The sequence below is a fragment of the uncultured Mailhella sp. genome, assembly GCF_944324995.1.
Lineage (GTDB): Bacteria > Desulfobacterota > Desulfovibrionia > Desulfovibrionales > Desulfovibrionaceae > Mailhella.
Window position 1 is genome coordinate 123951 of record NZ_CALUYL010000003.1, and the last position, 12108, is coordinate 136058.

Genomic DNA, 12108 nt, shown 5'->3' on the forward strand with positions numbered 1-12108 from the left:
CCCGCATGGGCAGGAGAAAGGGCGGACTTTTCAGAAGTCCGCCCTTTTTGCGTCCGAACGCCTCACGCGCCGAGAAACCAGTCGCCCCAGAGGGCCTGACCGAGAGAAATGGAACCGTCGCCTGCGGGCATGGCGCAGGGCAGCAGCGGACGAAGGCCGAGGCGGCGCAGTTCGGCGGGAAGTTCCGCAAGCAGGGTGCGGTTGTTGAACACGCCGCCGCCAAGCGCCACGTCGAGCACGCCGGAAGCATCCGCCGCCGCACGGGCCCAGCGGGCCAGCCCAAGCGCAAGTCCCCGATGAAAGCGCCGGGCAAGACGGCCCGGTTCGGCGGCGTCCCGGGCGGCCTGCGCAAACAGCGCAACCACGTCGGCTTCCAGCAGGCCGTCCCGTTCCCGCAAAGGCAGCTCGTAGGCTCCGGATTCCCGCCTGTCCTGCGCTTCTTCCAGACGGATGGCAGCCTGTCCTTCATAGGTGATGTCGAAGCAGCGGCCGCAGAGGGCGGAAAACGCGTCGAAAAGACGGCCGCAGCTTGAGGTGAGCGGGCAGCGGATGCCGTGATGCAGCATTTCGTCGATCATGGGCGCAAGTTTTGCGCGCTCCGGGGAGGCGGCAAGCCACGGCGCTTCGCCCGAAAGTCCGGCCGCGCGCCACAGAGCCTGCGCCGTGCGCCAGGGCGAACGGATGGCCGCTTCTCCGCCGGGCAGGGCAAAGGGCGAAAAACGTCCCAGACGCTGCCAGCTTCCGGGCGAGACGAGCAGAAGTTCGCCGCCCCAGATCGTGCCGTCGTCGCCGAGGCCGGAACCGTCCAGCGCAAGCCCGAGCACGGGTGAAGACAGGCCGTGCTCGGCCATGACGGCGCACACGTGCGCAACGTGATGCTGGAGCGTGAGCTCCTCAAGGCCGCGCGAAGCGGCGACATCGTCGGCAAGGCGGCTCGAAAGATAGTCCGGATGCAGATCGCGCACCACCACGCGCGGCTCCACTTCCAGAAGACGCAAAAGATGTTTCAGCGTCTCCTCAAAAAATGCGAAATTCTCCGGGCGGCTCACGTCGCCGAGGTGCTGGCTCACAAATGCTTCCCGGCCCCGGGTGAGGCAGAAGGTGTGCTTGAGCTCCGCGCCTGCGGCAAACACCGAGTCCGCGGCTTCGGCAAAAGGGCGCTCGGGCAGACGCACGGGCTCGGGCACAAAGCCCCGCGCGCGGCGCACCATGAGCTTCGGCGCGGCAGGACGATCGGGAGCGCTCTCCGCGGGAAACATGACGGAGTCGTCCACGCGCACGAGAATGTCCCTGTCGTGACAAAGAAAAAGATCGGCCATGGAACCGAGACGCTCCTTTGCCTCCCGGTTGCCGAGGCACAGGGGCGCGCCGTGCGGATTGCCCGAGGTCATGACCAGCGCGGGCAGCGCGTCTTCGCGGCGTCCGCCCGCCCATTCGGGATGAAAGAGCAGATGATGCAGCGGCGTGGACGGCAGCATGAGGCCGATGCTCGCCGTGTCCGGGGCAAGCAGGTCGGGCAGCGCGTCGCGGCTTTCGTCCGCCGTTTTCCGGGGGCAGATGACGATGGGGCGGCGCGGCGAACAAAGAAGCTTTGCCGCGCCTTCGCCGATCACGGCCACGCGCTCCGCCGCGTCCAGATCCGCGGTCATGACGGCAAGAGCCTTGTGCGGACGCGCCTTGCGGCGGCGAAGCTCGGCCACGGCGTCGGCATTTCGCGCGTCGCAGACCAGATGAAAGCCGCCGAGTCCGCGCACGGCGGCAATCCTGCCCTGCCTGAGCGCGTCAAGCAGAAGAAGCACGGCGGCGTTGCCCATGACGACGTGCTCCGGCAGGCCGTAACGCTTCCTTCTCTCCTCGTGCAGGGCTTCGCGGGCGTCATCAAGCGCCGCGCCCCGGGCAAAAAGCGCGCTTTCTGCCTCGCGCAGCCGCGCCGGATCGCCGTCCAGCCAGAACACGGGGCCGCAGTCCGGGCAGGCGTTGGGCTGGGCGTGAAAGCGCCGGTCGGCCGGATCGTGATATTCTTCGGCGCACGGCGCGCACATGGGAAAACAGGCCATGCTGGTCACCGGTCTGTCGTAGGGAATGGATCGCGTAATGGTGTAGCGCGGCCCGCAGTTCGTGCAGTTGGTGAAGGCGTAGCCGAAGCGCCGGTTGCCCGGATCGGCCATGTCGGCAAGGCACGCATCGCAGGGGGCGACATCCGGGCTCACCAGCACGCGGTGACCGCGATGCCCGCCCTCCCGGCTTTCGTGAATGCGAAATTCGCTCTCGTTCTCCACAAGTCCGGCCTCACGCCGCTCCAGAGAGGCGATGCGGGCGAGCGGCGGCACGCGCTCCGGAAAAGAGGCGAAAAGTTCCAGCGCGGCCTCCTCCCCCTGCACTTCGATGCGCACGCCTTCGGGAGTGTTGCCCACGCTTCCCGTGAGCCCGAGCTGCGACGCCTCCCGATAGATGAAGGGTCTGAACCCCACGCCCTGAACCTGGCCCGTGACCGTGTAGATGTGCCTTGCCCTCATGCGATCCTCCGGCGCGCAGTATAGCCTCCGCCGCCGTCGAAGAAAAGCGCCCCGCACGAGCAAACGGGAAAGGACTGCATTTTTCCTTGAGAAAGCGCCCGCAATGCCATAAGATGTCCGGACTGGAAGCTGCCGAGAGAGGTTTTTTCGTCCCTTCATTTCCACGGAAGCGATGAAAATGGCAGATTCCTCCGGGGAACCTTCCATGTCGAGGTTTGCTCTCACGGCGGCGGCTGCCCGGCTGTTCGTCCTCTGGCCCCGGATTTTCCGCGCACTGATGTCAAGGAACGGAACATGTCTGAATTCAAGCTGCAGGAACGCACTCTCGGCCAGATGCTGGACGAGACCGTCATGCGTTTCCCCGATCGTGAGGCCCTTGTTTATGTGGGGCACGATTACCGGCAGACCTGGAGCGAGTTTGCCGACACGGTGGACAGGCTGGGACGGGGTCTGATGGCGCTGGGCGTGCAGCCCGGCGAGAAGATTGCCCTGTGGGCCACCAACGTGCCCAACTGGGTGACCCTCATGTTCGCCGCCGCGCGCATCGGCGCGACGCTGCTTGCGGTGAACACCAACTATCGCGACAGCGAACTTGAATATCTCATCCGCCAGTCGGAATGCGAAAACTTTTTCTGCATCGACGGCTTTCTCGATTACGATTACGTGTCGGCGCTCTACCGCGTCATTCCCAACCTGAAGGATCAGCACGAAGGCGAGCTGCACTGCGAAAAGTTTCCGCATCTTCGCCGCGTCATGAGCCTCAAGGACATTCCGCATCCCGGCGTGCTGCCGCTTTCCGCCATTCTGAACCGGGCCGGAGAAATTTCCGACGCCGAGTACGAGGCGCGCAAGGCGCTGGTGAAGCCCTACGACGTGGTCAACATGCAGTACACCTCGGGCACGACGGGCTTTCCCAAGGGCGTCATGCTCACCCACGTGGGCATAGGCAACAACGGCTACTGCGTGGGCGAACGCGAAGAGCTCACCGAACAGGACCGCGTCATCATTCCGCTGCCGCTCTTCCACTGCCTCGGATGCGTGGTGGGCGTGCTCGCGTGCGTCAGTCACGGCGCCACCATGGTGATCACGGAAACCTTTTCGCCGGAACGCGTCATGGCCGCCATTCAGGACGAAAAATGCACCGGCGTGTACGGCGTGCCGTCCACCTACATTTCCATGCTGGGGCATCGGCGTTTCAGCCAGTACGATTTTTCCAGTCTGCGCTTCGGCCTCATGAGCGGCTCCGTGTGCCCCGAGCCTCTCATCCGGCAGGTGATGGACGCCATGGGACTTGCGGCCATCGTCATTCCCTACGGGCTCACCGAATGCTCTCCGGTCATCACCATGACCGGCATCACGGAAAGCGACGAGCATCGCGGCCGCTCCGTGGGCAGCGCGCTGGAAGGCGTGGAAGTGAAGCTGCGCGATCCCGTGACCCATGAAACCGTGCCCTGCAACGTGCAGGGAGAAATCTGCTGCCGCGGCTACAACGTGATGAAGGGATACTTCAACATGCCCGAGGCCACGGCGGAAACCATCGATGCGGAAGGCTGGCTGCACACCGGCGACCTCGGCGTGATGGACGAAGAAGGCTACCTGCGCATCACGGGCCGCATCAAGGACATGATCGTGCGCGGCGGCGAGAACATCTATCCCAGGGAAATCGAAGAATTTCTGCTGGAAATGGATGCCGTGCGCGACGTGCAGGTGCTGGGCATACCCTCCCGGCGCTACGGCGAAGACGTGGCGGCCTTTCTCATTCCCTGCGAAGGCAAGACCGTGCGCCCCGAGGACGTGCGCGACTTCTGCCGCGGCCGCGTGGCCTGGCACAAGATTCCGCGCTACGTGGCCGTGGTGAACGACTTCCCCAAAACGGCCAACGGCAAGGTGCAGAAGTTCAAGCTGCGCGAAATGGCGGCGGAGCTGTTCCCCAATGTCAAGTAAGCCGCTCATCGTCTATCTGGCGGCGCGGGGCTTTGAGCAGGATCTTCTGGACGAACTCAGGCTCCACAACGTGCGCGTGCTCGAAGTGAAGGAACGGCTGGTGCTCGCCGAAGGCCTGTTCCATTCCGCCTGGGCCCAGAACATCTGGCTTGAGCCGTTCTTTCAGCCCATCACGTCCGTGGGCAACGCGGTGCGCACGCTCAAATCCATCCAGCGCAACTGGAAGCTGCACGCCGTGGATTTTCACCGTCGCGCCGCGCTCATCGAGCAGCAGCTTCCGCCGGTGAAGGCGAAGCCGCTCGTCTTCGGCGAGAGTGCGCCCACCTCGCCCCTCGGCTCCTGGACGCTCTGGGATCACGACACGCTGCTCGTGTCCGCCACGTGCAGTTCCGCGTTTCCCGACGGGGAAGTCCGCTTCGAGGAAGACAAGGTCAATCCGCCGAGCCGCGCCTACCTCAAGCTGTGGGAAACCTTCACCCTGCTGGGCGACGGCCCGAAGAGCGGCGAACTCTGCCTCGATCTCGGCTCCGCTCCCGGCGGCTGGACATGGGTCATCGCCTCCCTGGGGGCAAGCGTGTTCAGCATCGACAAGTCGCCCATTGATCCGCGCGTCGCGGCCATGAAGGGCGTCGATCACTGCCTCGGCAGCGGGTTCGGACTGGAACCGCAGACCGCGGGCCATGTGGACTGGCTGTTTTCCGACATGGCCTGCTATCCCGAGCGTCTTCTCGGCACGGTGAAGGCGTGGATTGAAGCCGACGCCGCGGAGAACTTCGTGTGTACGCTCAAACTTCAGGGAAGCACCGATCACGCTGTGGTGCAGGCGTTTCGGGAAATTCCGGGCTCGCAGGTCATGCACCTTTCGTGCAACAAGCACGAGCTGACGTGGGTGAACCTCGGAAAAATGCGAAGGCGAGCCGCGTAGGGCACAAGGCTTGCGGCACTTGCGTTTAGGGCTGTTCAGAGAATGCTCCGAAAAAGCCCGGCAAAGGCTTTTCCATAAAAATTTTCTTTGGTTAGCTGAGCTGAGCTTGACATACGGGGATTCTCATTCTACTGAAAAGTGACTCAGTGAAAGAGTCAAAAAATTTTTGGGAGAGTGAAACCATGACGAAAGCTGAACTGGTCGAGAAGATCTACGCCAAAAGCGGACTTGAGACGAAAGTAAAATCGGAAGCAGCTCTGGACGCTGTGATTTCTGCCATCTCTGAGTGTCTTGCTTCTGGCGATTCCATCACCCTGATGGGCTTTGGCAGCTTCAAGGTTGTCAAGCGTGCACCTCGTACCGGCCGTAACCCTCGCACCAACGAGAAGATTGAAATCCCCGCCTGCTCCGTTGTGAAGTTCCTTCCCGGCAAGGCTCTTAAGGATGCTATCAAGTAACAGCGCTTCGAGCGTCTGTGGAATAGGCCGTCCGCGTTTGCGGGCGGTCTGTTTTTTTTTAATCGCGCCGGATGTCCCGGGCGGGGCCGCGCGCCACATTTCGGAAAATTCTCCCCGCTCCGTCCCCCGCGCTACCGCCGCGCCCTCGGCAGGATAAGCGCGGCCTCCCCCCGGCCCGCAACGCCCGGCAAAAGCCCGAAATCCCCGCCCGGACGCGGATGCGCCTGACTACTTTGTACCAGAGAAGGCGAAGAACAGTACGCGGTTGTATCGCCCTTTCCAGCAGTATTCGGGCAACAGTTTGAGATCGTTGATTTTCCCAGTTTGGCACGACTTTTGCTTCATACGTAGCAACCATGCAGGCAAAAAGGAGACGGCCATGAAGATCAGATCACTGCTGTTCAGTGTTTCCCTCGTCGTACTGATAACGGGCTCCGCCTTCGGCGCAGAGCTTCCCAAAGTCACCATTCTTGCCACCGGCGGCACCATTGCCGGTTCCGCGCCGTCGAGCACCCAGCTGACGGACTACAAGGCCGGCGACCTCACGGCACAGCAGCTCATCGACGCCGTGCCCTCCATCTCCACCATAGCCAAGGTGTCGGCCGAACAGATCGCCAACACCGGAAGCGGCAATCTTACCTTCGACAACTGGCTCAAGCTCGCCAAGCGGGCAAATGAGCTTCTCGCCACCGACGAGTGCGACGGCATCGTGGTCACGCACGGCACGGATACGCTGGAGGAAACGGCGTACTTCCTGAATCTGGTGGTCAAGAGCGACAAGCCCGTAGTGCTCGTGGGCGCCATGCGTCCGGCCACGGCCATCAGCGCCGACGGCCCGCTGAATCTGCTCAACGCCGTGGGCGTGGCCGGTTCCGAAGAAGCCAGAGGCAAGGGCGTGCTCGTGGTCATGAACGGTCAGATCAACGCCGCCCGCGAAGTGACGAAGACCAACACCCTCGCCGTGGAAACCTTCAAGACTCCGGACTTCGGCATGCTCGGCTACGTGATCGACTACAAGCCCGTGTTTTATCGCGCTCCGGTGCGCAAGCACACCAAGGACACGGAATTCGACGTTTCCAAGCTGACGACGCTGCCCCGCGTGGACATTGCCTATCAGACGCTCGGCGGCGACGAAAAAATGCACATGGCGTCCGTTTCTTCCGGCGCAGAGGGGCTTATTGAAGCCGGTTCCGGCTGCGGCAGCCTTTCCAACGTTTCCCGGGCCGTTCTGACCGAAGCCTCCAAGAAAGGACTTATCGTCGTGCGCAGCTCCCGCACCGGTTCCGGCATGGTCACTCCGAGCAGCAAGGATGCGGAGCCCGGATTCCTCACGGCCGACAATCTGAATCCGCAGAAGGCCCGCGTGCTGCTCACTCTGGCCCTGACCGTGACCAAGGACCGCAACGAAATTCAGCGCATGTTCGCCACATATTGACGGCAGAGCGCGGGGCCTGACCCCGCAGGACTAGGGGGTCTCTGTACGCCATGCGCGTAAGCGGGCCCGCAAGGGCCCGCTTACGCGCCCTCCAAGCCGAGGTCGAACGCGCAAAATTTTCCTCCATCGCCTTATCGATGGAACAATGCAGCACAGGAGGATACAGAAGCACAGATACGGAACAGGAAAGCTCTTTGGTTGAAGTAGTAGAGGAACAGACGAGAAGCGCCGGAAAACGCCCGAGAATGCGTTTTCCGGCGCTTCCGCGCGCAAACCTGCGAAAGGTCAGCGACCTATTTTTTTCTTCATGTCGGCCACGGAGAGATGCTCCAGCTTGTGAATGCGCACAAGGTAGAGCACGGCGGCTACGCTGAGGCCCACAATGAGCGCCACCCAGAAGCCGAGCACGCCCAGAGGCTGCGGCGTGAGCAGATCGGTCATGCACAGCGTCCAGCCGAGGGGCAGGCTGACTATCCAGTACGCCACGAAGGAGATGCAGAAAATGGCCTTGGTGTCGTTCCAGCCGCGCAGCGAACAGAGGGTGTTGGTCTGCACGCCGTCCGGGAACTGGTAGAACACTTCGCAGATCAGAAGCAGGCTGGCCATCTGAATGACGGCCTGATCTTCGGTGTACAGGGCCGCCACGGGATAGCGCACGAGGTAAATGAGCGCGGCCAGCACGCAGGCCATGGCAAGCGTGATGGCGAGCGCTGTGAGTCTGGCCCGTCTGGCGGCCTCGATGTCGCCCGCGCCGAGCAGTGTGCCCACGCGGATGGTGGACGCCGCGCCGATGGAGAACGGACACATCCACACGAAGGCGCTCACGTTGATGGCAATCTGATGCCCGGATACGGTGGTGACGCCGAGCGGGGAGACGATGAGCGCAATGAGGGCGAAGGCGGCCCTTTCGTTGAGCATGGCAAAAGCGCTCGGCAGGCCTATGCGCGCCATGCGCCTGAGAATAGCGGACGAGGGCTTTTCCAGGGCGAGGGCGGGCCTGTCGGTATGGACGACGAAGAAGGTCATGGACGCGGCCATGAACCAGAACAGAATGGCCGTGGCCACGCCGCAGCCTGCGGCTCCCATGGCGGGGAGTCCGAACTTGCCGAACACGAAGATGATGTTGAGCGGCACGTTGAGCGCAAGCCCCACGAATCCGGCCACCATGGCGGGACGCGTTCTGCCGTGGCCTTCCAGAAAGCAGCGCTGCACCACGAAGAACATGAGCGCGGGCACGCCCCAGAGCACGGCGAAGAGGTATTCCGACGTTTTCTGTGCAAGCTGCGCATCCATGGTTCCCCATTGGACGATGGTGCGGCTGATGACAAGGAACACGGCCATGAGCAGCACGGAAATGCCTGCGGCAAGCCACAGGCCCTGACGCAGAAAATGCCTGCTCTTGATCCTGTTGCCCGCGCCGAGCGCCTGCGCCACGAGGGGCGTGATGGCCATGAGAAGGCCCTGCCCGAACATGGTGCCGGGAATCCAGAACGACGTGGCCACCGCGACGGCCGCCATATCGACGGTGCCGGCGCGCCCGGCGACCACGGTGTCCACGAAGGACATGGCAATCTGCGCTATCTGCCCGAGAAAGACGGGAACGGCGAGAAAGACCAGGTTGCGGGCTTCCTGTTTGCTGAAATGCCTGAACATGATGGCTCCTCCCGGTGGGAGAGGAGGTCTTGCGGGGAAGAGAAGCCGAACGGCTTCCCTGTTTCGAACCTCATCCCTTTTTCAGGTTACGGTTTGAAAGGCGGCGGTACGGGCTGCGGCCCGAAGGCGCGGCTGGCAACGCCGAAAACGCGGAGCGCTGCTCCGAACAAAAAACGGCCGAACATTCGGCAGAGGCGGCGACCTGCAAAGACAAGGCAGGTTTTGCCGGAACATGTTGCGCCGACGCCCGTCGGCAAACAAAGGGCGGACAGCCCGGCGGAAGCCGCCCTCACGAAAGGCGCCTCGCGGGGTCGCCCTTTTGCGGGAGCGTTCTGAACGTTGCACGATGCTGCGCGCTCCCGCCCATCTCCTGCCCTGAAAGCCGGGGCGCGACGCGGCGGAACCTGCGGCAGGCAAAACGCTTTGCTCAAAGCGCTCCGCGTTGTGGAGCCTGCGTCGCGCGAAGCGCTCGCCGGAAAACGCGCGTCGTTTTCCCGTCTGCGCCGTGCAGGGCCGTCGAGTTGCGCCAAAGGCCGAGCTCCGGGCCGAACGCAGTCAGGTCAGCAGCGAGCCGGAGACGGCGCACAGAGCGTTGTCCAAGCCGCGCCGAAACGTGACGCAATCCGCTCGTGGATGCCCCGACGCGGGCCCTCAGGCCCCCTGATGCGACCGCCCCGGACACGGCGTTCCCTGACGCTGCCACGCGGCATAAACCGCCTGACGCGCATCGTTCCGGCAAGGAACTCTCGCGAGTCCATCCGGCGCGGGACGCCCTGGCGTTGGCCGCTCCGAGGCTTTCTTCTCCCCGGCACAAAATCTGCGCCGGACGCCGTTCCCTTGCCGCGAGTCCGCAGCCCAGTCGCGCCCTGCGCCTCACGGCCTTGCCGTGCAACGGGGGCCTTGGGCTCCGGCAGAAACAGGCTTGCCGCGTCTTTGCGGACAGGGCTGTTCTGCGCGACTCACAAAACGTCTTTCTGCGCCGATCAGGGCAGCTCCCTCACCTCGTGCAGAGGCGTTCCGACCGACGGGGAAAGAAAAGCGCCGGGACTCTCTCAGCCTCACGAAGAGGTGGCCGGAGACCGAAGGCGATGAGCCGTGCGGAAAATTCCCTCCGCCCCGCGCAGCAGCTGTGCGGCATCGACGCTTCCCCCGTGCCTCGAGCACATCTTCCTCGGCTCGCACTCACAAACGCACGGCGCGTCCGCCGAGAGTTCCACAAGCCCCTTCCAGAGGCCCTTCCAGAGGCTCGCGCCCGCACGGCTCGGCAAAACCTTCACGCCGCACCGTCGGCAGGACGCCACGGCTCACGCGCCGCGCATCGTCAAAAAAAATATTCCTTCGTTTAAACTCGAAAACCCGTCGGCCGCCGAAGCGGGAGACGGGAACGAGTCCACGAAGGAAATACCTTACTTGCCCAGCTTCTTGAGAAGGGTGCGCACGGTGTCGGACAGTTCGGCGCCCTTGCCGACCCAGGCCTGAAGCTTTTCGTTGTCGATGCTCAGGGTGCCGGGGTTGGTGTTGGGGTTGTAGTAGCCCAGAAATTCCAGCGGGCGACCGTCACGGCGGCTGTCGCTGTTGATGGCCACGATGCGGTAGAAGGGACGCTTCTTGGAACCAGAGCGGGTCATTCTCACTTTAACGGACATATCTCACTCCTGATAGGGATAGGCAGCGGGGCTACCTTTTTTTGTTTTTACGTTTCTGCTTGTCGCGTTTCTTCTTGGTAGCGGACTTTCCGCTGCCAGGGATTCCGGGCACTCCGCCGGGCAGTCCCGGCATTCCGCCCATTCCCGGCAGACCGCCCATGCCGGGCAGACCACCCAAGCCCGGCATGCCGCCCATGCCTCCCAGCCTGTTCATCATGCCCTGGGGAATTCGGGGCGCGTGACGGTTGGGCTGCATCATGGACTGCATCATTTTCTTCATCTGTTCGAACTGGCGCAGAAGCGTGTTCACGTCCTGCACCTGTGTGCCCGAACCCTTGGCGATGCGGGCCCTGCGGCTGCCGTTGATGATGTCGGGGTTGCGGCGCTCCTGATTCGTCATGGAGTTCAGGATGGCTTCCGTCTTGTTGAGTTCCTTTTCGTGTCCGCTCATGTCGCCGAGCTTGCTCGCGAGACCGCCGAGGCCGGGGATCAGCTTCATGATGGATTCAAGGGAGCCCAGCTTGCGCATGTGACGCATCTGGGTGCGGAAGTCTTCAAGGTCGAACTTGGCCTTCTGCATCTTCTTGGCGAGAGCTTCGGCCTCTTCGGCCTTCATTTCGCTCTGCGCCTTTTCCAGCAGGGTGAGCACGTCGCCCATGCCGAGGATGCGGCCCGCAACACGGTCGGGATGGAACACTTCCATTTCGGAAAGCTTTTCGCCCATACCGACAAATTTTACCGGCGCGCCCGTGACCGACTTGATGGAGAGCGCCGCGCCGCCGCGGGCGTCGCCGTCCATCTTGGTGAGGACCACGCCCGTAATGCCGAGATGTTCATTGAACGATTCGGCGACGGTCACGGCGTCCTGACCGGTCATGGCGTCCGCCACGAACAGGATTTCCTGAGGATGCACCGCGCCCTTGATGGACACAAGTTCCTGCATGAGCGGCTCGTCCACGTGGAGACGGCCCGCGGTGTCGAGAATGACCACGGTGCACTGCTTCGCCTTCGCGTCCTCCACGGCCGCGCGGGCGATGTCCACGGGATTCATGTCCGGCGTGGACTCGAAGCAGGGGATGTCGAGCTGCTTGGCCAGCGTGCGGAGCTGATCGATGGCGGCGGGACGGTACACGTCGGCGGGCACGAGGTAGGGGCGCATCTTCTGCTTGCGCAGAAGAAGGGCCAGCTTGCCCGAAGAGGTGGTTTTACCGGAGCCCTGAAGGCCCACCATGAGAATGACCGCGGGCTGCGCGCCCTGCAGCTTGAGTTCGGTGTCGTCGCCGCCGAGCAGCTTGACCAGTTCGTCGTGAACGACCTGGATGACCTGCTGCGCGGGCGTCACGCCCTTCATGACCTGCACGCCGAGCGCGGCCTCGCGCACGCGATCCACGAATTCCTTGACGATCTTGAAGTTGACGTCGGCTTCAAGAAGCGCGAGTCGGACTTCACGCAGAGCGTCCTGGATATTGGATTCCGTGAGCTGAGCGCGGCCGCTGAGATTGCGGAACACGCCGGAGAGTCGGTCTGTCAG

At 63.2% G+C, this 12108-nt stretch carries 8 protein-coding genes; 4 read left to right on the top strand and 4 right to left on the bottom strand.

What is annotated here, in order from left to right; translation table 11 throughout:
- Window positions 1-62: 62 nt before the first annotated feature.
- Window positions 63-2516, bottom strand: a complete 2454-nt coding sequence (gene hypF, locus Q0K02_RS03135) for a carbamoyltransferase HypF (protein WP_294484983.1) — start codon at window positions 2514-2516, stop codon at window positions 63-65.
- A gap of 294 nt (window positions 2517-2810) precedes the next feature.
- Between hypF and Q0K02_RS03140 the strand changes: the two genes are divergently transcribed.
- The 4 genes from Q0K02_RS03140 (at window position 2811) to Q0K02_RS03155 (ending at window position 7278) form a co-directional block, all read left to right on the top strand.
- Window positions 2811-4460, top strand: a complete 1650-nt coding sequence (locus Q0K02_RS03140) for an AMP-binding protein (RefSeq protein WP_294484984.1) — start codon at window positions 2811-2813, stop codon at window positions 4458-4460.
- Window positions 4450-5385 (top strand): SAM-dependent methyltransferase, encoded by a 936-nt coding sequence (locus tag Q0K02_RS03145; protein ID WP_294484986.1) that lies wholly within the window; start codon window positions 4450-4452, stop codon window positions 5383-5385. The genes Q0K02_RS03140 and Q0K02_RS03145 overlap by 11 nt, the downstream gene beginning before the upstream one ends.
- A gap of 146 nt (window positions 5386-5531) precedes the next feature.
- The gene (locus Q0K02_RS03150; protein ID WP_294445511.1) at window positions 5532-5843 is read left to right on the top strand and encodes an HU family DNA-binding protein; all 312 of its coding nucleotides are present in this window, start codon (window positions 5532-5534) and stop codon (window positions 5841-5843) included.
- 379 nt (window positions 5844-6222) lie between these two features.
- Window positions 6223-7278 (top strand): type II asparaginase, encoded by a 1056-nt coding sequence (locus Q0K02_RS03155; RefSeq protein WP_294484988.1) that lies wholly within the window; start codon window positions 6223-6225, stop codon window positions 7276-7278.
- Between the two features lie 285 nt (window positions 7279-7563).
- Here the strand turns inward: Q0K02_RS03155 and Q0K02_RS03160 are convergent, their stop codons facing one another.
- The 3 genes from Q0K02_RS03160 to ffh form a co-directional block, all read right to left on the bottom strand.
- On the bottom strand, window positions 7564-8931 hold the full coding sequence (locus Q0K02_RS03160) for an MATE family efflux transporter (protein ID WP_294484989.1): 1368 nt from the start codon (window positions 8929-8931) through the stop codon (window positions 7564-7566).
- Between the two features lie 1406 nt (window positions 8932-10337).
- Window positions 10338-10577, bottom strand: a complete 240-nt coding sequence (gene rpsP / locus Q0K02_RS03165) for a 30S ribosomal protein S16 (protein ID WP_294484990.1) — start codon at window positions 10575-10577, stop codon at window positions 10338-10340.
- A gap of 31 nt (window positions 10578-10608) precedes the next feature.
- Window positions 10609-12108, bottom strand: a 1500-nt coding sequence (gene ffh / locus Q0K02_RS03170) for a signal recognition particle protein (RefSeq protein WP_294484991.1), incomplete at its 5' end; no start/stop codon positions are given.

What these genes read in the sequence shown, in the direction of transcription:
- hypF (WP_294484983.1), bottom strand. Translation starts at nt 2,516, where the DNA reads ATGAGGGCAAGGCACATCTACACGGTCACGGGCCAGGTTCAGGGCGTG.
- Q0K02_RS03140 (WP_294484984.1), top strand. Translation starts at nt 2,811, where the DNA reads ATGTCTGAATTCAAGCTGCAGGAACGCACTCTCGGCCAGATGCTGGAC.
- Q0K02_RS03145 (WP_294484986.1), top strand. Translation starts at nt 4,450, where the DNA reads ATGTCAAGTAAGCCGCTCATCGTCTATCTGGCGGCGCGGGGCTTTGAG.
- Q0K02_RS03155 (WP_294484988.1), top strand. Translation starts at nt 6,223, where the DNA reads ATGAAGATCAGATCACTGCTGTTCAGTGTTTCCCTCGTCGTACTGATA.
- Q0K02_RS03160 (WP_294484989.1), bottom strand. Translation starts at nt 8,931, where the DNA reads ATGTTCAGGCATTTCAGCAAACAGGAAGCCCGCAACCTGGTCTTTCTC.
- rpsP (WP_294484990.1), bottom strand. Translation starts at nt 10,577, where the DNA reads ATGTCCGTTAAAGTGAGAATGACCCGCTCTGGTTCCAAGAAGCGTCCC.